Source organism: Flavobacterium sp. HJ-32-4, assembly GCF_022532105.1.
In the GTDB taxonomy this organism is placed as follows: domain Bacteria; phylum Bacteroidota; class Bacteroidia; order Flavobacteriales; family Flavobacteriaceae; genus Flavobacterium.
On sequence record NZ_CP092832.1, the window covers coordinates 2,713,153 to 2,735,398 of the forward strand.

Annotated in this window: 27 protein-coding genes and 1 pseudogene; 17 read left to right on the forward strand and 11 right to left on the reverse strand. The window is 52.5% G+C overall.

Translation table 11 applies throughout. The features are described from left to right. Positions 1 to 117: 117 nt before the first annotated feature. The 4 genes from MKO97_RS11510 to MKO97_RS11525 are packed head-to-tail and all read left to right on the forward strand — an operon-like array spanning position 118 to position 2,293. Positions 118 to 570: a hypothetical protein gene (locus tag MKO97_RS11510; RefSeq protein WP_241103365.1), complete on the forward strand. Its 453-nt coding sequence runs from the start codon at positions 118 to 120 to the stop codon at positions 568 to 570. Position 571: 1 nt separating this feature from the next. Beyond that, the gene (locus tag MKO97_RS11515; RefSeq protein WP_241103366.1) at positions 572 to 1,102 is read left to right on the forward strand and encodes a hypothetical protein; all 531 of its coding nucleotides are present in this window, start codon (positions 572 to 574) and stop codon (positions 1,100 to 1,102) included. Next, positions 1,099 to 1,569 carry a nuclear transport factor 2 family protein gene (locus MKO97_RS11520; protein ID WP_241103367.1) on the forward strand — a complete coding sequence of 157 codons (471 nt, stop codon included), beginning with the start codon at positions 1,099 to 1,101 and terminating at the stop codon, positions 1,567 to 1,569. Before MKO97_RS11515 ends, MKO97_RS11520 begins: the two co-directional genes overlap by 4 nt. A 37-nt stretch (positions 1,570 to 1,606) precedes the next feature. Beyond that, positions 1,607 to 2,293 carry an SGNH/GDSL hydrolase family protein gene (locus MKO97_RS11525; protein ID WP_241103368.1) on the forward strand — a complete coding sequence of 229 codons (687 nt, stop codon included), beginning with the start codon at positions 1,607 to 1,609 and terminating at the stop codon, positions 2,291 to 2,293. Here MKO97_RS11525 and MKO97_RS11530 read toward each other — a convergent pair. From MKO97_RS11530 to MKO97_RS11565, 8 genes and pseudogenes are all read right to left on the reverse strand, one after another. Further along, positions 2,288 to 3,332, reverse strand: a pseudogene (locus tag MKO97_RS11530) (o-succinylbenzoate synthase). The gene MKO97_RS11525 and the pseudogene MKO97_RS11530 sit on opposite strands and share 6 nt — an antisense overlap. A 162-nt stretch (positions 3,333 to 3,494) precedes the next feature. Next, on the reverse strand, positions 3,495 to 4,697 hold the full coding sequence (locus MKO97_RS11535; protein ID WP_241103369.1) for a M48 family metallopeptidase: 1,203 nt from the start codon (positions 4,695 to 4,697) through the stop codon (positions 3,495 to 3,497). 171 nt (positions 4,698 to 4,868) lie between these two features. Then, complete coding sequence (locus MKO97_RS11540; protein WP_241103370.1) at positions 4,869 to 5,546, reverse strand: metal-dependent hydrolase; 678 nt, start codon at positions 5,544 to 5,546, stop codon at positions 4,869 to 4,871. Between the two features lie 171 nt (positions 5,547 to 5,717). Continuing rightward, positions 5,718 to 6,074 carry a hypothetical protein gene (locus tag MKO97_RS11545; protein ID WP_241103371.1) on the reverse strand — a complete coding sequence of 119 codons (357 nt, stop codon included), beginning with the start codon at positions 6,072 to 6,074 and terminating at the stop codon, positions 5,718 to 5,720. A 117-nt stretch (positions 6,075 to 6,191) separates the two neighbouring features. Beyond that, the gene (gene menA, locus MKO97_RS11550) at positions 6,192 to 7,139 is read right to left on the reverse strand and encodes a 1,4-dihydroxy-2-naphthoate octaprenyltransferase (protein ID WP_241103372.1); all 948 of its coding nucleotides are present in this window, start codon (positions 7,137 to 7,139) and stop codon (positions 6,192 to 6,194) included. A 297-nt stretch (positions 7,140 to 7,436) separates the two neighbouring features. Next, a complete protein-coding gene (locus tag MKO97_RS11555) occupies positions 7,437 to 8,936 on the reverse strand; it encodes a PH domain-containing protein (protein ID WP_241103373.1) in 1,500 nt (499 codons plus the stop codon). Further along, complete coding sequence (locus tag MKO97_RS11560; protein ID WP_241103374.1) at positions 8,936 to 9,448, reverse strand: PH domain-containing protein; 513 nt, start codon at positions 9,446 to 9,448, stop codon at positions 8,936 to 8,938. The genes MKO97_RS11555 and MKO97_RS11560 overlap by 1 nt, the downstream gene beginning before the upstream one ends. A 170-nt stretch (positions 9,449 to 9,618) precedes the next feature. Beyond that, a complete protein-coding gene (locus tag MKO97_RS11565; RefSeq protein ID WP_241103375.1) occupies positions 9,619 to 10,461 on the reverse strand; it encodes a 1,4-dihydroxy-2-naphthoyl-CoA synthase in 843 nt (280 codons plus the stop codon). A 72-nt stretch (positions 10,462 to 10,533) separates the two neighbouring features. Between MKO97_RS11565 and MKO97_RS11570 the strand changes: the two genes are divergently transcribed. From MKO97_RS11570 to MKO97_RS11580, 3 genes are all read left to right on the forward strand, one after another. Then, positions 10,534 to 11,637 carry a C1 family peptidase gene (locus MKO97_RS11570; protein ID WP_241103376.1) on the forward strand — a complete coding sequence of 368 codons (1,104 nt, stop codon included), beginning with the start codon at positions 10,534 to 10,536 and terminating at the stop codon, positions 11,635 to 11,637. Then, entirely contained in the window at positions 11,637 to 12,068 is a 432-nt protein-coding gene (locus tag MKO97_RS11575) for a PH domain-containing protein (protein WP_241103377.1), read from the forward strand. Before MKO97_RS11570 ends, MKO97_RS11575 begins: the two co-directional genes overlap by 1 nt. Positions 12,069 to 12,155: 87 nt before the next feature. After that, complete coding sequence (locus MKO97_RS11580) at positions 12,156 to 13,373, forward strand: sterol desaturase family protein (RefSeq protein ID WP_241103378.1); 1,218 nt, start codon at positions 12,156 to 12,158, stop codon at positions 13,371 to 13,373. Here MKO97_RS11580 and ygiD read toward each other — a convergent pair. Both ygiD and MKO97_RS11590 read right to left on the reverse strand, forming a co-directional pair. Next, positions 13,370 to 14,200: a 4,5-DOPA dioxygenase extradiol gene (gene ygiD / locus MKO97_RS11585; RefSeq protein ID WP_241103379.1), complete on the reverse strand. Its 831-nt coding sequence runs from the start codon at positions 14,198 to 14,200 to the stop codon at positions 13,370 to 13,372. The genes MKO97_RS11580 and ygiD overlap by 4 nt on opposite strands. Beyond that, positions 14,200 to 15,030 (reverse strand): S1 RNA-binding domain-containing protein, encoded by an 831-nt coding sequence (locus MKO97_RS11590; RefSeq protein WP_241103380.1) that lies wholly within the window; start codon positions 15,028 to 15,030, stop codon positions 14,200 to 14,202. The genes ygiD and MKO97_RS11590 overlap by 1 nt, the downstream gene beginning before the upstream one ends. Positions 15,031 to 15,226: 196 nt before the next feature. Here MKO97_RS11590 and MKO97_RS11595 point away from each other — a divergent pair, with 196 nt between their 5' ends. The 8 genes from MKO97_RS11595 (at position 15,227) to MKO97_RS11630 (ending at position 18,759) form a co-directional block, all read left to right on the forward strand. After that, positions 15,227 to 15,799 (forward strand): AraC family transcriptional regulator, encoded by a 573-nt coding sequence (locus MKO97_RS11595; protein ID WP_241103381.1) that lies wholly within the window; start codon positions 15,227 to 15,229, stop codon positions 15,797 to 15,799. Positions 15,800 to 15,814: 15 nt separating this feature from the next. Continuing rightward, positions 15,815 to 16,261 carry a response regulator gene (locus MKO97_RS11600; protein ID WP_241103382.1) on the forward strand — a complete coding sequence of 149 codons (447 nt, stop codon included), beginning with the start codon at positions 15,815 to 15,817 and terminating at the stop codon, positions 16,259 to 16,261. A gap of 83 nt (positions 16,262 to 16,344) precedes the next feature. Next, entirely contained in the window at positions 16,345 to 16,791 is a 447-nt protein-coding gene (locus tag MKO97_RS11605; protein ID WP_241103383.1) for a hypothetical protein, read from the forward strand. A 33-nt stretch (positions 16,792 to 16,824) separates the two neighbouring features. Further along, positions 16,825 to 17,403, forward strand: a complete 579-nt coding sequence (locus tag MKO97_RS11610) for a DUF4142 domain-containing protein (protein ID WP_241103384.1) — start codon at positions 16,825 to 16,827, stop codon at positions 17,401 to 17,403. 66 nt (positions 17,404 to 17,469) lie between these two features. Beyond that, complete coding sequence (locus MKO97_RS11615) at positions 17,470 to 17,625, forward strand: lmo0937 family membrane protein (protein WP_241103385.1); 156 nt, start codon at positions 17,470 to 17,472, stop codon at positions 17,623 to 17,625. 44 nt (positions 17,626 to 17,669) lie between these two features. Continuing rightward, a complete protein-coding gene (locus MKO97_RS11620; RefSeq protein ID WP_241103386.1) occupies positions 17,670 to 17,963 on the forward strand; it encodes a YtxH domain-containing protein in 294 nt (97 codons plus the stop codon). Between the two features lie 17 nt (positions 17,964 to 17,980). Continuing rightward, positions 17,981 to 18,343 carry a phage holin family protein gene (locus MKO97_RS11625; RefSeq protein WP_241103387.1) on the forward strand — a complete coding sequence of 121 codons (363 nt, stop codon included), beginning with the start codon at positions 17,981 to 17,983 and terminating at the stop codon, positions 18,341 to 18,343. Further along, positions 18,340 to 18,759 carry a hypothetical protein gene (locus MKO97_RS11630; RefSeq protein ID WP_241103388.1) on the forward strand — a complete coding sequence of 140 codons (420 nt, stop codon included), beginning with the start codon at positions 18,340 to 18,342 and terminating at the stop codon, positions 18,757 to 18,759. Before MKO97_RS11625 ends, MKO97_RS11630 begins: the two co-directional genes overlap by 4 nt. A 50-nt stretch (positions 18,760 to 18,809) precedes the next feature. On the opposite strand, the gene menD is transcribed toward MKO97_RS11630, so the two are convergent. Further along, positions 18,810 to 20,465, reverse strand: coding sequence for a 2-succinyl-5-enolpyruvyl-6-hydroxy-3-cyclohexene-1-carboxylic-acid synthase (menD, locus tag MKO97_RS11635; RefSeq protein WP_241105524.1), 1,656 nt, complete (start codon positions 20,463 to 20,465; stop codon positions 18,810 to 18,812). 96 nt (positions 20,466 to 20,561) lie between these two features. Here menD and MKO97_RS11640 point away from each other — a divergent pair, with 96 nt between their 5' ends. Both MKO97_RS11640 and MKO97_RS11645 read left to right on the forward strand, forming a co-directional pair. Next, positions 20,562 to 21,755 carry a thioredoxin family protein gene (locus tag MKO97_RS11640; protein WP_241103389.1) on the forward strand — a complete coding sequence of 398 codons (1,194 nt, stop codon included), beginning with the start codon at positions 20,562 to 20,564 and terminating at the stop codon, positions 21,753 to 21,755. Then, positions 21,752 to 22,246 carry a GNAT family N-acetyltransferase gene (locus MKO97_RS11645; RefSeq protein WP_241103390.1) on the forward strand — a complete coding sequence of 165 codons (495 nt, stop codon included), beginning with the start codon at positions 21,752 to 21,754 and terminating at the stop codon, positions 22,244 to 22,246. The genes MKO97_RS11640 and MKO97_RS11645 overlap by 4 nt, the downstream gene beginning before the upstream one ends.

Consider the following 22,246-nt stretch of genomic DNA (forward strand, 5'->3'; position numbering starts at 1 on the left):
GAGCGGGAAATCAAAAAGAAACGCCAAAAAGCACCTAACAAAATGTTATAAGCCGGATCCTGTAAAAAGGGACCCGGCTTTTGTGGTTATTTTAGGGGCACCCAAAACCTGACAGCCATGTGGAAAAACGGACTTTTGTGCCTCTTTATCTGCCTGCTCGTTTCGTGTAAGGCGCGCCATGCGGCACCACGTAGCGTGGTAAAACCCCTTTCTGAAGTCGATGCGTCGCAGAAAAACCGGGCGTATGACGTGGGCCTGCGGGTGCTGTCGGCCTGCAACAGTTCACGGTTCCAGCCGTTCCGTTCGGACGAGGCGACCGACCAACTCCGCCAAAACCTCACCGCCGAGCGCCTGACCCGCACCTGCCAGAAATATCGGGCGAAATATGGTACCTTTAAGGGCTTGCGATTGGTCGAGGTGATCGAATACCCGAAAAGTGGCCTGCTGGTCTACCGGTATAAGGCCTCGTACCAAAAGAACCAAACCATAAAAGAACTACGCGTGACGATGGACGGTACGCGCGCCACCGCCCTCGAAACCCGCAACTGGACAGACGACTTTACACCCTGATATGACGCGACTTTACCTAACCTTCCTCCTCACCTGCTTTTTGGGCAGCCATGCACAAGAAGTCGTAACGTTTAAAGACAAAAGCCTTCCGGCGACACCTGAATGGAGTTTCATCTGTGAAACCTATGTGTTGGGTGGGCAATGCGATGTGCGTGTGGCGCGCACCGAAACCGGCGGGTTGCTCCGGCTGTCGCTTCCGGTGGCTACCGCGGAGCACTACATCGGTGGCACCGTATATATTTATCTCACCGACAACACCGTCATCACCTGCACCGACAAAGGTTTGCGGGAGGCGGGCGACAAACGGGCGGTCTCGTGGTATGTGTTTACCGCTAAGGAAATGGAACGCCTTAAAAAAGCCGATATCCAGTTTCTTCGGTTTGTCATCCGCGGAAGCCAGCGGCCGTTTACGGGCCAAACCGGTTTCTTTACGGCCGAGAACCGGAAGTCGTATTTCGGGACGTTTGGTGACAAAGCGCCGAACCGATTTGCTACGGGTGAGGCGGTAAAAACCCTATATTCGACTCCATGAACGAAAACGAACTCCTGATTCACCGTTTTTACGACGCTTTCGCAAAAGGCGATGCTGAAACGATGGCGCAATGCTACCACGCGGAGGCCCGCTTTTCGGATCCGGCGTTTGGTACGCTCGAAGCCGACGAAGTGCGCGATATGTGGCGGATGCTGTTGGCCAATGCCAAAGGCCGCCTCATTATTACGTACAACGAGGTGGAGGCGACCGACACCGACGGTTCCGCCCACTGGACGGCGCGTTACCATTTCAGCCGCACGGGCCGGGACGTGACGAACCACATTACGGCCCATTTCGTTTTCCGGGACGGCAAAATCTACCGCCACGACGATTACTTCTCTTTCTGGCGCTGGTCGCAACAGGCCTTTGGCGCGATGGGCTGGCTGATTGGTTGGAGTGGCTGGTTTCAGAGGAAAGTGCGGAAGCAGGCGTTGCAATCACTCCTCCGTTTTCGGATGGCAGCTTAACATATTACTGGATTGGTGTATATTTGACTAAAACACCATGCGCCTCACCTCCCTCCTTCTCTTTATCACCACGTTCGCGGTTGCCCAAAACAACCCCGACTGGCCCAATTTCGCTAAGTATGCGGCAGATAATGCGGCCTTGCCGGCGCCGACACCTGGAAAAGCCCGCATTGTTTTTATGGGCGACTCGATCACCGAGGGATGGCTGGCGACCGACGGGTCGTTCTTCACTACCAATGGCTATATCGACCGGGGCATCAGCGGACAAACAACCTCACAGATGTTGTTGCGGTTCCGCCCGGATGTCATTGCCCTTGGCGCCAAGGTGGTGGTGATTTTGGCGGGAACCAACGATATCGCGGAGAATACGGGCCCTATTTCGCACGAAGCCATATTGGGGAATATCCAATCGATGGTGGAGCTTGCAAGGGCGAATGGCGTACAGGTGGTATTGTGTACGCTGGTGCCCGCTACTGATTTCTGGTGGCGAAAAGGACTGCAGCCCGGGCCGAAGATCGTGGCCTTTAACAGGATGCTCAAAGCCTATGCCGAAAAGGAAGGATTGATCCTGGTGGATTACCATAAAGCGCTGGCGAATGCGGAGGATGGCCTCGGCCCTGAGTATGCCGACGACGGCGTGCACCCCAACCTGGCGTGCTACAAAGTGATGGAACCGCTGGTTCAGGAAGGCATTCGTAAAGCCTTGAAAAAAATCAAGTTATAATTTATCGAAGACCGTCTCCCACGGTTTGTGGCGGTCGTATTGCAATTGCCCGTTTCGTACCTCGAGTGGCGAATCGAAGTTGTTGTGGTAGAGCGCGCCCGTTCCGAGTCCTTGTGGCATGGTGATCGGTTGCAGGAACGTCCATTGTGCGATGGCGTTGAGTCCGACGTTGCTTTCGAGTGCGGAGGTGACCCACCAGCCGATACCGCGTTCTTCCGCCAATTCGATCCATTCGGCCGTGCCGCGAAAACCGCCGATGAAACTGGGTTTTAGGATGATGTATTGGGGTGCGACGGCATCGAGGAGGCGTTTTTTTGGCGTCGGTGTCGAAAAGGCCAATCAGTTCTTCGTCGAGGGCGATCGGAATGGGCGTGGCCCGGCAAAGGGCCTCCATTTCGGTCCATTGCTTGGTGGCAATCGGCTGTTCGATGCTGTGGATGCCCAAATCGGCGAGGCGGTAGAGTTTTTCGAGGGCTTCGTTGGGTCGGAAGGCACCGTTGGCATCGACGCGTATTTCGATTTCGTCCGGACTGAAATGATCGCGGATGGAACGCAACAAGCCCCATTCCTTCTGGAAACCTAACGCGCCAATCTTCAGTTTAATGCAATGGAAACCGGCGTCGATCTTGGCTTCGATCTGCTCTTTCATGTAGGCTTCGCTTCCCATCCACACGAGTCCGTTGATCGGGATGGTCGCGCTACCCTCCGTAAAAGCAGACGGAAACAACTCAAACGGATCATCGGCCGACCACGAGCGGAACGCAGTTTCTATCCCGAATTGGATGGACGGAAACTCCCGTAAGGCCTCCCACAACGCCTCTTCTCCCAAATAAAGGTTATCGCAGGCCCATTTGACCTTTGCGGCATAATCCGGACGGTCGTCGGCACTGAGGCCGCGCAGCAGTCCGCATTCGCCAATGCCCTTCTTCCCTTCGTGTTCAATGACGATGAACCAGCTTTCTTTGGTGGTGAGTACGCCACGTGATGTACCCGACGGGACTTTGAAGTCGAGGACGTATTGGTGGGGGGTGGCGGTCATGGGGTTGGGGGTTGAGAGTTGATAGTTCAGGGTTGATAGTTGAGGGTTGAGTTTTGAGTGTTGAGTGTTGAGTGTTGAGTTTTGGGGGTTGGTTCTTAGTTCTTGGTTCTTGGTTCTGGATCCTTGCTCCTCTCTCCTCTCCCCTCTCCTCTCTCCTCTCTCCTACCTCTCCCCTTTCAAATATTTCAGCATACGGTCGAAATCATCGGATTGGATGCCTGCTTTTTGTAACGCGTCGATGTCTTCTTTCGCCTGGTCGATCCAGCTTTTTTTGGCGCTGACATTCTCGGCGCGGTATTTTTTGTGGATTTCTTTGGCGGCTGAGAAATCACCGGATACGAGATAGGCGTTGGCGATGCCGAGTTGGATCAGCAATTCGGATGGGTCGAGTTTCTCGCCTTTGCGAAAGGCATCGAGGGCTTTGGAGGTTTGCCTGGAAAACAGGTAATAGGTACCGAGGGCGTAATAGTCTTTTGCCCGGGCGTTGCCGCGATCGACGATGGCATTCGTGAGCAGGTCGATGGCTTTGTCGTAGGCTTTGTTACGGAAATGCTGGTAGGCATCGTTGCGGACGGTGGCCAACAACGACTGGTCTGCTGTTTTGGGATCGAGGCAGGCGTTACCGAAGTCGCGATAGGCTTTGGACTTCTCAGCCGCGCTCATTTTCTGGTATTCGCTGTAGGTATAGCCGTTGCGGAACTTGTCGAGAATCGAGAGACACAGATCGTCGGGATGCAGCATGAGTCCGGCGAGGCCCGAGGTTTTGCACAACTCCAGTACTGCGTTCTTCGCCTCGTCGTTCCAGCCGCGGCTTTTCTTGTTGTCGACCCAGGGCACGACCTCCAGGACGATTTTCTCTTTGAACACCCAGTTATGGCTTTCGAAGCCGAACCACAGGGCATTGGTCTTCAGGCAGGCCATTTTGTTGGGTGACAAAAGGCGGGCATCTTTACTTACCGGCTCCGACTGTACGAGGCAGGCGCCGTCGGGCTTTCCGGTTTGTTCGTATTTGGTGGCGAGTGCACTGGTGGGAAAGGCCGCGTAGGTGCACTTATCGTCTCCGGAAATCTTCGACATAAGGAACACGGCCCCGGCGGAACCCTGGCTGATGCCCGACGGATCGGGAATGGCCTTGAGGATGGACACCAGGCTGCTGGCCATTTGCTGGTTTTCGTCGAGAAGGGTGACCCGATACGCCAATTCGGTGGTGCCGGCGGGGAAATCTTCGGTTTTGACGACGATGCGGTCGCCGGCACCGACGACGATTTCACGGGTGGTGGCACGGGCGTTATCCCAGTAGCCATCGGCCTGGGCCGACAGGAAGTTCGGCAAGGCGAATACGAGCAGTACAAATAATCGTTTCACAGCAATTGGTTTTGGAACAGGTTGCCTAGCCCGGATAGCAGCGGAAAGCCTTTTGCACAAAACCGCTGTGGGGGCCGGGCGGCGACGGCGACCAACGGAAGCCGGAGGCGCGCGATGCCCACACGCGGTTTTGAAGAAAGCTTGCAGCGGATAGCCGGATCAGCTTCAACACTACAAAGCTATCGAATTCCCGATTTCGAGCAACATCAGGTCTTTGCCTACGTCGAAAAAGGTGCGTTTGGCGGCGTCGTGGTCGATTTCGATGTAGCCGAAGGTGTCGAAATGGTAGCCCAGTACTTTGTCGCATTCGAGGAATTCGGCGGCGGTGACGGCATCTTCGACATCCATGGTGAAGTTGTTGCCGACGGGCAGGATGGCCAGGTCGAGTTTGGTGCGCATCGGGATGAGTTTCATATCGAACGTCAGCGCGGTGTCGCCGGCGATGTAGATGTTTTTGTGTTCGCCTTCGATGACGAAACCGCCGGGATTGCCGCCGTAGGTGCCGTCGGGGAAGCTACTTGAGTGGTGGGCGATGACGTATTTCACACGGCCGAACGGAAAGGTCCAGTAGCCGCCGTGGTTCATCGGGTGGGTGGTGAAGCCTTTTTTGCCGTAGTAGGTCGCGATTTCAGCGTTCGATACGATGGTGGCGCCGGTGCGTTTGGCGATACGCTCGACATCCCCGATGTGGTCGCCGTGGGCGTGGGTAAGCAGGATGAAATCGGCCTGCAACTGCTCGACGCTGATGTGGGCCGCTTTGGGATTATCGGAAATGAATGGGTCGACGATGATGTGGTGGCCACCGACTTCGATGGAAAGGGAGGCGTGGCCGAGGTAGGTGATTTTCATGGGTTAGGAGTTAGGGGTTAGGAGTTAGGGGTTAGGGGTTAGGGGTTAGGGGTTGGGAGTTGGGAGTTAGGGGTTGGGTTTTGGGTTTTGGGTTTTGGGTTTTGGGTTTTGGGTTTTGGGTTTTGCTCGTTGCTACTTGCTACTCGATACTTGCTCCTTGCTATTCGCAATCTAAACTACGTTCTCTTTTCCGTATCCGCAACTGGGGCAATATCTTGCTTTTGGGGTTCTAAATGGTTTTTTGCAATTCGGACAGTCTTTTCCAAATTCGGATATTTTATGATGGAATATTGCTAACGGATTTGGTTCATATTCTCCGGTAATTATGCGATACATTTCGAGTAGATATCGATAACGCTCCCGTGTTTCAATTTCATGTAGCCAGATATGATTATGGATTTTCCGCTTTTTAAGTTCTTCATCAATAATCCTCTTACCATAAAGCGAAGCATTTCGACACAATTCAAATTCTTCATCGTCAAGCATCTTGACTTTTACATTACAGCGCCAGCAAAATTTTTCTTCCATGTGGTGGTGGTTGGTTGTTGGTGGTTGGTTGTTGGTTGTTGGTTCTTGGTTGTTGGTTCTTGGTTTCGGACACTTGATACTTGCTCCTTGATCCTTGATCCTTGCTACTACTCCTCCTCAACTATTCACCACAATATCCGAGAACAGGTAAATCATCGAAAAGGCCAGCAACACGGAGAATGCAAACGTACTCAGGGCGAGTTTTTTCAATTCGGGATCGAGGTCTTTCGGGTTTTGGTTGCGGGCGACGCGGGCCAGGTGCAGGATCATGGGGATGTAGGCCACGACAAAAAGGTATTGGTCCCATTGGAAATTGCGGATGTAGGCGAACGCCAGTCCCAGTATCATGGCGGTTACAACCAGGAAGAAATGGTAGGTTTTGGCGGCCTTCCCTCCTATCTTGACGACGATGGTGTTTTTGCCGGCTTTGCGGTCAGACGCTTCGTCGCGCATGTTGTTCAGGTTGAGTACGCCTACACTCAGGAAACCGATGGCGGCAGCGGGCAACACCAGATCGAGTGCGAATTCCTGTGAATGCAGGAAGTTCACGCCGAGGGTGCTGACGAGGCCGAAGAACACAAACACAAATACATCGCCGTAGCCGCGGTAGCCATAGGCGGTATTACCGACGGTGTAGCGGATGGCGGAGAGAATGGCGAGGAGTCCGAGCACGAGGAAGAACACCGAATACCACACGTATTTCATGCCGAACGCGAAATAAATCAGCGTGCAGGCGGAGAGAAACGTCAGGATGGACGTGAGGATGATGGCGCGTTTCATCGCTTCCTTCGAAATCACGCCGCTTTGGATGGCGCGTTTGGGCCCGATGCGGTCTTCGTTGTCGGTGCCTTTCACCCCATCGCCGTAATCGTTGGCGAAGTTGGAGAGAATCTGGAGTCCGAGTGTCGTCAGGATCGCGAACCCGAATACCTTCCAACTGTAGACTTCTGTGGGGGTTTCGTGTTTTTGGGTGGGATAGGCAAGCGCGTAGAGACTACCTACCAGGATGCCCGACACCGATAGTGGCAGGGTACGTACGCGGGCGGCTTCAATCCAGTGTTTCATGTGGGGAGTGTGAGGTGGGGAATGGAGTGACTGAGGAACTGAGTGACTGAGGAACTGAGTAACTGAGGAACTGAGTGACTGAGGAACTGAGGAACTGAGTGACTGAGTAACTGAGGAACTGAGTGACTGAGGAACTGAGGAACTGAGTAACTGAGTGACTGAGTGACTGAGGAACTGAGGAACTGAGAAACTGAGTGACTGAGTAACTGAGTAACTGAGGACTTAGGTTCTTTGGTTCTGCATTTTCTAATTTTCTGATTTTCTAATTATCTAATTGACACGTTCTAATTTACAAAACTACATCCAATTACTGTCATCCCGTTCGATGGCATACAACCACCGATTGGCGTACTCGTGCAGGAGGTCGAACTGGCCGAGGTGAAAGGTCAGGTCACCGCCGGCGGTGTGCAGGGTTATGGAACCGATATTCAGGGATTTGTGCCAGAATAGCTGCGACGCGGTTATGCCTTGTATTTTGCGGGTATCGAGGTAATCGTAGGTGACATCCCAGGCGCCGTGTTTGCGGATGACGAACCGGTCGCTGATGTACAGACGGCTGTTGCGGAAGCGGAAATACTGCAACACGATAACCAAACCGGCGTACAATGGGACGAAGTAGTCGACGCTTGACAGTTCGGGTACGTTGTTGCGGACGATCGCGTATATCCCCAGCGGAATCCCCAGATAGAGAAACAAGGCAAAGCCCAGTACACGCCAGTTGGGCAGCACCGTCAGTTCTTTCTGCGGGACGCTGCCAAACAGCATTTCGAGTATGCCGCGGTGTTCGGCGTCGTTGCAACCCGGAATTTCGATGGCCCTTTTTTTGTCTTCCGCCTCGCCCCCGGTGGCCTGTCGCACGCGCACTTCCATCAGGTCGAGTTTGCGCTGGAGGTAGTTTTGGATGACAGACACAAACTGCACCCGTTGCGGTTTCAGCAGGGTATTTTTGGTACTCACGAGTCCGAACGACAGCAACAGCGCGTCGCGTTGACGTGTTATGCGGTAGCCGAAATAGCGGAACACGGTGCGCCCCACATTCACCACGAGAATGACGCCCACTATCAGGAGAAAGGCGAAAAGTACGAGTTGAATGGCCGAGCGCTCGGCGACGTATGATTCTAACTGGGAGGTATCGACGTCGTCGGTGATTTTGTCGTCGAAGTGGCGGATGTTCTCGTAGGTGGAGAAAAAGAAGGCGAGGATGACGAAGAACGTCCGCACGTAATGCGACGTCAGTCCCATTTTCACCAGGCTACCGAAGCTGATCTGCACAAAGGGCTGTCCGGTTGCAGAAAGGGTTTCGGTTGTTTCCTCCGTTTCCAACCGCGCGGAGGCGGCGCCTTCGAGCAATTCCTTTCGGAGGCTGACGGCAACGGCATGTGCGACGGCTTTGATGGCGATTTCCTCATCGTTGCTACCGGCCGTGTCGATACGAACTTCATAGACGCCGATCAGTCGTTGCAGCAACGATTGGGTGATGTCGACTTTCTGGATTTTACCGAGTTGAATGACGACCCGTGTCTTGCTCAATACGCCCTGGGTGAGGATGAACTCGGACTGCTCGCGGTCAAGGAAAAAGGTAAAGTTGCGGTAGCGCAGCCAGGCCGCGACAATAGTAGCCGCGAGAAACAGCACGATAGCGGCCGTTACCATGATCGACTTGGAGCGGTCAAAGTTGAGGAGCCACACCACCAAAAACGGAAGGAACGCCTTGGCGAGGGCCACCGCCGAATCGGCGAAGGTCACAATCACGCCGACGGCGGACTGGCGTTGGGGTTTGGTAAAGTCGGGCGACATTACAATTGCTTTTGGATTTTACCCATCAAAAGTTGTTTGATATCCTCGGCTTCGGGTTTGCGAATGCCGGGTATGTCAATATCTCCGGAATTGCCACCGGCGGTGTATACTTTCACTTCGGCGAGGCCGAACATCCGGCTGAACACCCCTTCGTGCAGGGCCACGTGCTGGACGCGGTTATATGGAATAACGATGGTTTTGGTGGCGATAATGCCGTGGCGAAAGACAACGTCGTGCTCGCGGAAGGCATATCCTTTCCTGCGGAAGGCGATACGGGACAGCCAGAATGAGATGGCGGCTCCTACGATATAGCCTCCTATCATCCACGGCACGGCCTGCTCTGTATCTTCGACGAAAACGGCTACGAGTACGATAGCCGCTGCGAGCAGTCCGAATACGATCAGTAGCGACAGCAATATGACCGTCCAGTAACGGGCATCCAGCAAGCGAAACGACACGGCTTCAAACCGGGGAAGCGCGGTGGTATCGAGGGTTTCGTTGGTGAAGGACATGGTTTTGGGTGTTGGGTTTTGGGTTTTGGGTTTTGGGTTTTGAGTTTTGAGTTTTGGGTTTTGGGTTTTGAGTGTGGAGTGTTGTGGCGCGGGTTTAGGGTTTCGTGTTCCCGTTTGGTATCAGCTTAGGACTTTCGACTTTCGACTTCAGACTTTCGACTTCACTCCGATCACGGAATCCATTTGTTTTCACCGAAATTGGGTTTGCGTTTTTCGAGGAAGGCGTTGCGGCCTTCTTTGGCTTCGTCGGTCATGTAGGCGAGTCGGGTGGCTTCTCCGGCGAATACCTGTTGTCCGACCATACCGTCGTCGGTGAGGTTCATGGCGAACTTCAGCATCTTGATGGAGGTCGGCGATTTGGCCAGTATTTCCTGTGCCCATTCGTAGGCAGTATCTTCAAGTTCGGCGTGTGGGATGACGGCGTTGACCATTCCCATTTCATAGGCGTCGTCGGCAGAGTAATTGCGACCGAGGAAAAAGATCTCGCGCGCTTTCTTCTGCCCGACCATCTTGGCGAGGTAGGCCGAACCGTAGCCTCCGTCGAAACTGGTGACATCGGCGTCGGTTTGCTTGAAGATGGCGTTTTCTTTGCTGGCAAGGGTCAGGTCGCATACAACGTGCAGGCTGTGTCCGCCCCCGACGGCCCAACCGGGTACGACGGCAATGACTACTTTGGGCATAAAGCGAATGAGGCGTTGCACTTCGAGGATGTTCAGGCGGTGCATACCGTCGTCGCCTACATATCCCTGGTGGCCGCGCGCGCGCTGGTCACCTCCGCTGCAAAACGACCAAATGCCGTCTTTTGAGGAAGGCCCTTCGGCTGACAAGAGCACCACGCCTATAGACGTATCTTCCTGTGCATCATAGAATGCCTGGTACAGTTCGCTGGTGGTTTTCGGACGGAAAGCATTGCGCACATCCGGGCGGTTGAACGCGATGCGGGCCACGCCGTTGCATTTCTTATAGGTGATGTCTTCGAATTCTTTTACCGTGCGCCAGTCGATACTCGCCATTTTATGATTATTTTAGTCCAAAAATAAGCCAATTATTTGGATTTTTGCGCTGCTTACAAACCCGTTTCCCTTATGAAAAAAACCCTTTCCCTTGCTTTGATGTTCGCCTCGATGGTAGGTGCCTACGCACAGAAATATGATTTCCAATCGATTACGGATGTACCGTGTACGGCCGTCATTTCACAGGGGAATACCGGCACGTGTTGGAGCTTCTCGACTACCTCCTTCCTGGAAGCGGAAATCATCCGGAAAACCGGGAAAACCGTCGACCTGAGCGAGATGTACAATGTGCGGGAAACGTATGAAGACAAAGCCTTTACCTATTTGATGCGACAGGGACATGCCCAGTTCGGTGAAGGGGGACTCGCCCACGATGTCATCAACAGCGCACGGAAATACGGTGTGGTACCGCAAAGTGTCTTTTCGGGGATGCCGGACGGTGGGAACCGCTATGACCATTCGCAATTGGTGGGGAAACTGGAAAGCGTCCTGAAACAATACGCCACTTCTAAGACGTTGTCACCACAATGGCGCACCGACGTGGCCACGTTACTGGATGCCAGTATCGGGAAACCTGTCACTTCGTTTACGTATGAGGGCACTACCTATACGCCGAAGACCTTCCTTTCCTCCCTCAAACTCAACCTCGACGATTATGTGACGATTACCTCGTTCACGCATGAAGCGCCTTACCAGAAATTCATCCTGGATGTACCGGATAACTTCTCAAACGGCAGTTTTTACAACCTTCCGCTTGACGAGTATATCGACAATATCGACAATGCCCTGGCTAACGGTTATTCGGTCGCGCTCGACGCGGATGTGAGTGAGCCGTATTTCTTTTCGCAACAGGGCGTGGCGGTGGTGCCTGCTTCGGAAGGCGACTATGCGGCCAGTGCCACCGAGATCCGGCCTGAGCAAACGATTACGCCTGACATGCGCCAGACGGCCTTCGAGAACTACAGCACTACGGATGACCACCTGATGCTGATTGTCGGAAAAGCGAAAGACCAAAATGGTAACCTGTACTATAAAGTGAAGAACTCATGGGGCTCCCAGGCGGGTTACCAGGGCTTCTTTTATATGAGCGTATCCTACATTCGTCTGAAGTCGATTTCGGTATTGGTCAGCCGCGACGCCTTGTTGAAGAAAACCCGTAAAGCGCTGGCTATCTGATGATTTTCCGTACTGCCTACAGTCGTCCTTATGTTTTCCTGTTCGGAATAGTGGGATTGCTGCTGGTAACTGCGATTCTGGCATTGGCGTGCCTGCCGGGGGAAGCCGTGCCGCTGCCGGTTTTTGTGCTTTTCGGATTGATCGCAGCCTTGCTGGCCTGGATCCTCTTTTCGACACGTTTTGTAATTGCGGAGGGCACCCTCACCGCCAGCAGTGGGCCGCTTCGAAAAACAATCGAAATAGCTTCGATCTCCAGAATAGTGTATGATGACCAGTTGTTCAAGATGTCGCTTTGGAAAATAGGATGCAGCCACCGCGGACTCATGATCCACTATGGAAAGTTCGACGATATTTATATCTCGCCCGAACGACGGGATGTGTTTGTGAGCGAATTGTGTCGGCTTAATCCGGGTATCACCGTACATCGTTAGGTCGCTGCCCTCACCCTTCGCTCCCCTCACCTGTCTCTTCTCTCTTTTCACTTTTTCTTATATTAGCCACAAGTAAAACCCGAAGCCATGGAAAACCTGAAGTTGATCGCGTTTGCTGTCCCCGCTTTTTTGATTTTCGTTTTTATCGAATACCGTATTGCGAAAGCGAAGCGGAAGGAGCACCTGTTCCATTATGAAAGTTCTATATCGAACATCAGTATCGGTATCGCCGAGCGGATGCTCAACCTGTTCGTTTCGGCCGGATTCTACGGCCTTTTCGTGTGGATCTACGACCACGCCCGCCTTTTCACCATCCCGGAAACGGTCATGAGTTGGGTGGTGTTGGTGCTGGCCACGGATTTCGTTTGGTATTGGTACCACCGGCTCGGGCATGAAGTCAACCTGTTCTGGGCGGCGCATATCGTGCACCACCAGAGCGAGGAGTTCAACCTGACGGTATCGGCGCGTATTACGACGATACAGGCGCTGATCCGGACGGTCTTCTGGTGTTTCCTGCCGTTGATCGGTTTTCCTCCGAAAATGGTGATCCTGATGTTGTTGGTGCACGGGGCCTATTCGTTTTTCACCCATACCCAGGTCATCAAGCGCGTGCCGTGGTTGGAAAAAGTGTTTGTGACACCGTCGATACATGGTGTACACCACGCGTCTAATGAACACTATCTCGACAAGAATTATGGGGATATGTTTGTGTTTTGGGACAAACTTTTCGGCACGTTCCAGGAAGAAGTGGACCAACCGGTGTATGGTTTGACACATCCGCTGAAAAGCCGGAGTTTCCTGTGGCAGCACTTCCATTATTATTTCGAAATAGCGGAATCGTTCCGGCGGGCAACCGATTGGAAGGGAAAATGGCGGGCCGTGTTCGGAAGTCCAAAATACATGGACCAGGATATCCGTCCGCAACTGGAAAAGTACTTCCTGCAAGACCGCACGGGCCGTCATCCGAAACTGCGCTTCCGGCACTACCTCGCCGCGCAGATTGCCCTCAGTATGGCCGTACTGACCGCCTTTACGTATTGGTTCGATGGGTTGGATGGGATCACCATCACCTTTGCCGTTTCGTTTATACTGCTGACGCTGGTGAACTGCGGTGCCTTGTTGGAACAGCGCAAATGGATTTGCTATCTGGAATATTCGCGTTTGCTGGTCACGATTGGCTTTCTGCTGCACCTTGCGGGGATACTCGAATGGATCATACTGCCCATGTTTCTGATTGTGGTTGCCGAGCGCGTGTTCAATGTAAGCCGCCGTTACAACCGCTTATTGTTAGAGGAAACGGCCTAACTCCATTTAACGGATGTCATCGTCAGCGATCCGCCCACGGCCCGGTCGTTGAAAATCTCGGGCGTGTCTTTTGCGTCCGCCAGCGCGGCGGCGTACAGCAACGGATAGTAGTGATCGGGTGTCGGAATGGCGAGTGCCGCGGCCTGTCCGAATTGCTCATACTGCACCAGGGAACGGTGGTCGCCTGTGCGGATGGCGTTCTTCAACCGTTCGTTCAGCTCCAGCGCCCAGTCGTAACCATATTCGGGTTCCGAAAGTTTGTCCCACGCCACCATACGAAGGTTGTGCACCATGTTGCCGCTTCCGATAATCAATACGCCTTTCTGGCGCAACTGCCGCAGTTCCGTTGCCAATTGGTAGTGGTAGTCGGCCGGTTTGGCATAATCGATGCTGAACTGCAGGACGGGGATATCGGCGTCGGGATACATATGCCGTACGATCGACCAGGTGCCGTGGTCGAGTCCCCATTCGTGGTCGAGTCCCACTTCCGTCATCGTCACACCCGTTGACAGGGCATTGGCCAGCGCGGGTTCGCCGGGTGCCGGATAGTTGACGTCGAATAAGGCTTTCGGGAATCCGCGGAAATCGTGTATCGTGGGGGGCGCGTCCATGGCGGTGACAAAGCTACCGCGTGTGAGCCAGTGGGCCGAGATGACCAAAACGGCGCTGGGTCGGGGCATGGTGTGCGCCAGACGTTGCCATTCTGCTGAAAATACATTGTCTTCAATGGCATTCATCGGTGAGCCGTGTCCGATAAAGAACACCGGCATACGCCTGGCCTCAGACCGCCATCCGGATTGCCATTGGTAAAAAGAATCGAGGGTCATTACACCAAATAGATGCCGTCGTCGCGCAGGGTTACGAGCTTATCGCGGTATAAAGCGCCCACGGCTTTTTTGAAGGTTTTCTTACTCATCTGCAGCACGGAACGGATGTCATCCGGATCGGAGTTATCGGTCAGTTTCAACACACCGCGTCCGTTTCGAAGCCGGTCGAGTATTTTTTGCGCGTTGGGTTCGATGGCGGCGTATCCCTGGGGTTGTAACGCCACATCGAGTTTGTTATCGGGTCGGATGGCTTTGATGTAGCCCTTCCGGCGGTCACCGGTGCGGACACGTTCGTCGAAGACTTCGTTTTTATAAACGAGTCCTTTGTGCTTTCCGTTGACGATGACATTGATGCCGGCCTCGGTAATATGTGAAATGACGAGTTCGACCTCGTCGCCTTTCTCTACCGTCAATTCGTCGTTTGACAGTCGGCCGTTGGTTTTAGACGTGCCCACCAATCGGTTGGTCTTCTCATCGAGGTAGAGATAGACCAGGTAGCGTTTCCCCTCCTCCATCGGACGGGCCTGCTCACGGAAGGGTACGAACAGGTCTTTTTCAAGACCCCAGTCCATAAAAGCCCCGAAGCGGTTGATGTGGTTGACACGCAGGTAGGCGAAATCATCCAACTGGATATACGGTTCAAGCGTGGTAGCTACAGGACGTTCCTCATGATCGAGATAGATAAATACGTCAAGCGTCTCGCCCGGCTTCATCGAAGGCGTGAGGTATTTCCGGGGCAGCAACACTTCCTCTTCGCCATTTCCGAGAAAAAGGCCGACGCTGGTGTCGCGTAAAATGGTTAACGTATTGATCCTTCCTACTTCCAACATAACAACAGCAATTAGGGTGTAAAGGTAGTCAATCGGCGGCAGACGGCATTTTACTAAATTTATGCTAATTGTTCTCGGAAACATAATGTCATTTCGCGAAATTTTGATTAGATTTGATTTGGGCTTTTGTTAAATTATTTACCGATACAGTTAGTTCATGCGATAATTACAACAAATAGACCTCACGCGCTATTTTATGAAATTACAGATCAAGTACGATATCAACAAGGCCTGCAAAATGATCTTGCAGGAACAGATGAACCGCCTCGACATTCCGTATGAAGTGACCGGACTGGGAGAAATCGAAATCAACCGAAACGTGTCGGCTGAAACGTATAAAGAGTTGCAGCAGGCGCTGGATCGGTATGGTATCGAGATTATTGAAAATCCGAAGAATGCGTTCATACAACGGATCAAAGACACGATTGTGGAGATGATCTACAACGATGAGAAGCAACACAACACGAAGGTGTCGGTGTATTTGTCTGACAAACTCAACCACAGCTACGGCTACCTGTCGAGTTTGTTTTCAGAAGTCACCCACACGTCGATCGAGAACTTCATCATCCTGCAGAAGATCGAGCGCGCAAAGCAAATGATCATCGAAGACAAACTTACACTGACCGAAATGGCGTGGCAACTCAACTACAGTAGTGTGGCCCACCTTTCGAACCAGTTTAAGAAAACGACCGGCCTGACGCCTACCGCCTTCCAGCGGATTATCAAGAAGCGTAAGTCAGTTCGGTTCGCTACAGACGAAAAATCCTAAACAACCCTACTACACATGACCCATGACGAACTGTTTATCCTGTTGGCGGATGACGATGAGGACGATCGCCTCTTTTTTAAAGACGCAATCGAAGAATTGAAGGTACGCACCGTCGTCAACACCGTCAATGACGGCGTGCAACTTATGGAATACCTGAACGCGCCCGACGTACAGTTGCCGCACGTGGTGTTCCTGGATTTGAACATGCCGCGCAAAGACGGAATGGAATGCCTGAAGGAGATCAGGGCCGACGCGCGACTGAAAGACCTGTCGATTGCCATTTATTCGACGTCATCCTCGGAAGAAGACATCGAAGAAACCTTTGTGCGCGGCGCGAACATCTACATCAAAAAGCCGAATGATTTTACCGCGCTGAAGAAAATCCTTTCGGAGGTCATCAGCCTGAACTGGCAGTACCACACCAGTGGACTCAACAAAGAGAACTTCCTGTTGAGCCTGTAAGCTGAAACCGTTGATAGGATTGATGGCAATCCTGTAATGTACTACTTTTAGAAAAGAAGGAACTTTAGGGAAATACGTTTCCCATGAAAAAGTTCCTTCTTTTTATTTTTTGCGGGACGGCGGCCCTTGCACAAACGTCCACGCCAACTCCTTCCGATACCAAATGGCATAAAATCGGCACGACGACGGTGAACTTCCGTACCGAGTCGGATGAAATCGTCTTAACGGATGCCCTTCCCTTCATTTCCCTTCGCTTCAAGGCAACCGACGCATCCGTCCGGATTGCGCGCATTGAGTTGTTTTATGACGAGGGGGATACGGACAAAAGCGAGTTGAATGTCACCCTTCCTGTTAAAGGCGAATCGGATCCCCTTCCGCTTGACGGAAAACGAAAACTGACACGTATTTCCTTTGTATACAAGACATTGGCCAACGCTGCGGAAGTAGAAGGACATATAGAAGTGTATGGTATGCGGGCTGCTGCACCATCTGCAACAAAACAGGAAAGTTCTGTAAGTGCGCCACGGTAGCGAATCCGCAACTTTGTAAAAAACAACGATACCATGAAAACACCCCTGTTGAAAACCTCCTTACTGGCCGCTACCCTCTTGATGGCGTTGCCTTTTGTTTCTTGTAAAAAAGAAAACACCACGACCGACACTGAAGAAGTGGCGGACGACCAAAACGACGAAAAATTCGATGACACCGACAAAGAGGATGATTCGGAATTTGTTGTAAAAGCGGCTGAAATCAATATGGATGAGATCGCCCTCGGCAAGCTGGCCCAAACAAAAGGAACGGCAGCGTCTGTGAAAGATCTTGGAAAAATGATGGTAGCAGAACACACCAAAGCGCTTGACGAGTTGAAAGCGATGGCAATGGCCAAGAACATCTCCATTCCGGAAAGCCCGACGGAGGATAGCAAGGAAACGCTGACCAAATTCCAGGAAAAGGAAACGGCGGATTTCGACAAAGACTATGCTGACAAAATGGTAGAAGGCCATAAAGATGCCATCTCTGCCTTTGAAAAAGCGGCTACTGACGCAGCAGATGCCGACGTCCGGAACTGGGCTACGAAAATGCTGCCGGGTCTGCGCCTGCACCTTCAACATGCTGAAGAAGTGCGTGACGGATTGAAATAGTCCGGTACTCCCTACCCAAAAAACAGATCGCCTGTTTGTTATACGAACCCATAAAAAATCCACACTATGTCAAATCTTCTCTACCTCGTTGCGGTGATCCTGGTGATTGCCTGGCTGATTGGTTATGTCGGCTATAACCTGGGCGGCCTGATCCACATCCTGTTGGTGATTGCTGTCATTGCCATCGTCCTTCGCCTGATCCGCGGTGATCGCGTGGTCTGAGCCCACAAAAAGCATTATATTTATCCATTAAATCTTCAATCATTATGAGTACTGGAAGAGTTTTATTAGGCGTTTTGGCCGGTGTTGCCGCCGGTGCCGCGCTCGGTATCCTGTTTGCACCTGACAAAGGAACCGAAACCCGTCGTAAGATCAGTCGCAAAAGCGATGACTACGTCAACAACCTGAAAAATAAGTTCAACGATTTCATTGGCAGTGTGACCGACCGTCTTGACGGAGCCGCTGCGGAAGCGGAAGAGTTGGCCGACAAAGGACGTGCGCGTCTGGCTGAAGCCAACCGCAACGTGCGGAACGTCGTAAACGACGCGTCGAACCTATAACCATAACCTGCCCTTTTATGGAAGAAAAAGCAACGATATGGGAATCGCTGGCCGGAAAGGCAGAAACCTATGTCCGGACCAACATCGAAATCGCCCGACTGAAAGCAACAGATAAAGTATCAGATGTTGTTTCCGTTCTCGCACTCCGCCTTGTATTTGTTTTCCTCGCCCTTTTGATCATCCTGATGCTGAACTTTGGGCTGGCACTTTACCTTAGCGAATGCGTAGGCGCTTCGTATGCCGGTTTCTTTATCGTTGCCCTTTTCTATCTGGTTTTGGTGGCATTGGTCTACGCCTTCCGCAAACCTTGGGTAAAGCAACCGATCAAAGATGCCGTGATTTCGAATCTTCTTGACGAAAACGACGAAACTGAATCATGAAAAGGTATACTCCCACCCAACGACTGCAAGACAACCTTGCGTTACTCGAGATGAAACGCCAGGACGACCTGATCGCCTTAAAGGCAGACTTCGAGACAGCCAAAGAGGCCCTGCATCCGATGAACCTGCTGAAAAGCGTTTTAGGTGAAGGAAGTGAAACCGGGGAGGCGCTGAAAAGTGGCCTCGGAAAAGTCGCCATCGGCATCGGCAGTGGCTGGTTATTGAAGAAAGTACTTTTCAATTCCGTCACCCGCAGTCCGCTTATGGCCATCGCCGGCACGCTATTCCAAACAGCGGCCACCAGCCTTATCGCGAAGAATTCCGACTCGATCCAATCGGGTTTGAGCAAAGCGATTTCGTTCCTGAAAGAGAAAGTGTTCCACCGCGGACCACATCCGGAAGACGAACAGTCGTAAACGAACAACCACCATCGAATCAAGAGCCTCCGGGCTCTTTTTTTGTGGCGTTACGCCAAAGCTTTGAAGAAGGCCGCCAGCACCTTGTCGTTCTCGTGACCGGGCGTAAAGACCTCCAGGAGAGCCGGGCCGCCTTGATCGTCAAAGAATCCATCAAGTGCTTCCCGAAGCGATACTTCGTTGCAGGCGGCGCGATATGTAAAGCCGTACATCGCTGCCAAATGGCGGGCCGTCAGCGAATGGGCCGTCTCGAAATAGGTATGGAATAGCGGCGTTTCGGAATGACCGGGAAGGATCCGGAAAATGCCCCCTCCGCCATTATTGATAAGGATGATACGGAAGTGTGGCGGGATGTATTGGTTCCAAAGCGCATTGCTGTCGTAAAAGAAGCCGATGTCGCCCGTCACCAACGTCACGCGTTTTGAGGCTGCCGTCGCGGCCCCGATGGCGGTTGACGTACTGCCGTCGATTCCGCTGGTGCCACGGTTGCAATAAATGGCGACTTCAGGTGGAGCCGGAAACAACTGCGAATAGCGGATTGCTGCTGAATTACTTATATGAAGTATCGAATCAGCAGGAATGACGCTATACACTGTTTCATAGACCTTTACATCGCTGTATGCGCAATCTTTCAGGAACGTCTTACGTTGCGCATCCCGATACGTGGCCAGGGATGTGGCGCGCGCACGATAGTCACTTTCTACGGGCAGTGACTGTGCTTTGAGGGTGTCGAAAAACGCCTGCGGTGACAGGACGAAATGATGCGACAACACCCCGAAGGTGTCATACGCCCGAAGCGTGTCGACATGCCAATGGTGTTTCGGCGGATACTTCCGCAGCCATGCTTTTACGCGTTTCGAAATGACCATGCCTCCGAATGTGAGGAGGATGTCGGGTCGGAAAGCTTCAAATTGGTTGTGGTCAAATGGCGTGATGAAGACATCGATGTCGGCTACAAAATCCGGATGGTGGAGGTTGGAAATGGTTTCGGTCATCACCATTACGGACGGATCCGCGGCGAGATAGTCGACCACCTCCTGACTCAACACGTTGGGTTCATCCGAACCTGCCAGCACGAGTTTTCGTGTTGAAGCGTTCCAAATTGCTAAAAAATCCGTCAGTTCTTCTTTTGTATCTGTCGGGATTTCCTTCTCAAACACCGCCGGTTGTACGCTTAGGGACGTGACCGTTTCATAGAGCGGCTCTTCGAACGGAACGTTGATATGCACTGGGCCTTTTTTCTGGATGGCGGTACGGATTGCCTGTGTAATGAGGAAATCATTGTCGCGTGACGCTTCTTCCGTCAGGTTAGCGTTATACAGGGAATGGTTGGCGAAGACGTTTTCCTGGCGGATGGTTTGTCCGTCGCCGATGTCGATCTTATCGTGTGGGCGGTCCGCGGAAATGACCACGAGGGGAATTTCACTGTAGAACGCTTCCGCGAAAGCGGGATAATAATTCAAAAGTGCCGATCCGGAGGTGCATACTACAGCCACCGGTTTCCGGAGTTGCTGCGCGCGTCCCAAGGCAAAAAAGGCGGCACAGCGCTCGTCGGCGATACTGAAACAGCGGAATTCGGGATGCCCGGCGAAACCAATCGTCAAGGGTGCATTCCGTGAACCCGGGGAGATGACAATGTCGGTAAGTCCCTCAGCCAGGCAAATCTGGAGTATGCTTTGTGCCAGGGGAATTTTAGGGTACTGTATCATGTAGTGATCACGTTTCGCAAAGGTACGGATTGCGCGTCGTTCTTCCAATCCAAAGCCCTTCCGGTTGACGGTAAATCCACTATATTTGCGTAAATGGCTTCCCGAACGATGCACACGATACGTACCTTATTGTTTTTATGGTTGGTCGCGCTTTCTGCGACGGCACAGAACACACTTGTTTTTGAGGAGAACGGCTTCAAGGCGGCCATGGCCAAGGCAAAAGCAGAGAACAAAATCCTGTTTTACATGCTGTATGCCGATTGGTGTCCGCATTGCAAGAAAATGAAGGCCGAAGTGTTTACCGACCCGAAAGTCATCGATTTCATGTCGCAGCATTTCGTCTGCGGCTGGCAGAACATCGAAACCGGCGAAGGTCCGGCGTTGCGGAAAAAACTGAATACGAAGCTCTTCCCCTACTTTGTTTTTATCAATCCGGATAGCAGGATTGTGTATGCCCTGAGCGGCGAGTTAAAATCCGACGATCTTATCAAAGAAGCCTCTACGGCGCTCGATCCGAAGCAACAGATTCCGTATCTGGAAGACCAATTCCTTGCCGACCGCGGAAATGCAGAAAAGTGCCTGGCGTTGCTGACGACGATGCGCAAGGGATATGAACGACAGGCCCTTCACCCTATCGCACAAGCCTATTTTGCCAACGTCCCTGACGATAAAATGGTGTCGGACATCAACTGGAAAATCATGGCTAATGGCGTGGCGGATATCGAATCGCGCGAGTTCCAGTATTTATTGAAACACCAAAAGGAGTACGCGGCGGTGAGTTCACCTGAACGGGTGGAGCGGAAAATACTGAACGCCGTGACCGAAACCATGCAGGTATTTGCGACCGATACCGATACGGTCGCCTATTATCGGAAACGCGAGGTCATCCAGGCGATGCAAATGCGCAAAACCGATTCGCTTTTGTTTCGATACGATATGGAAATCGCCGAACGTACAGGCAATAAAGCACGCTACCGGGAAGCCACCGTGTCGAATGTCAAACGGTTTGCATGGACGAGCGCTCCTATTTTGAAAGACGTGGCGAAGAAATACGCCGAGTATTATGCCGATCCGCAAAGCTTACAGTATGCGCTCGATTGGATCGCGCGCGCCCTCGAACTCGACATGACCGTTGACAACCGCCTGACCCAGGCCCGGATCTATTTCAAACTCGGTCGCAAAAAAGAAGCACTTGCCTCTGCCCGCGCCGGTAAGGCCCTCGCCCAACAGTATGGTTTCAGCCAGGCCGACGCCGATGCCTTGATCAGTGCGTACGAAAAATCATGAGTGTACAGATTCGAACTGCGGACTCCCGGCATCTTCCGGCCATCCTCGACATCATTAATGAAGCGATCCTGCATACCACGGCTATTTACGACTATGCCCGAAGGTCGGAAGCCGAACACCTGAAATGGTACCAGGAGAAAAAAAACGAGGGCTTCCCGTTGCTGGTAGCGGAACGTGACAATGAAATCGTGGGATTCGCGACGTATCATACCTTCAAACCTAAAATCGGGTATCGATTTACGGCGGAGCATTCTGTGTATGTGCGTCCGTCGTGTCACGGACAAGGCATCGGCAGTGCCCTACTCGCCCGCATTATTGAAAGCGCGAAAGAAAACGGCCTGCATTCGCTGGTCGGTTATATCGACGCAGCAAATGCAGGCAGCCTTCATTTTCACAGGAAACTCGGATTTGAAGAGGTGGGACGCCTGCGGGAGGTCGGTTATAAATTCGACCAGTGGCTTGACGTCTGCCTTATGCAGCGGTTCCTGTAA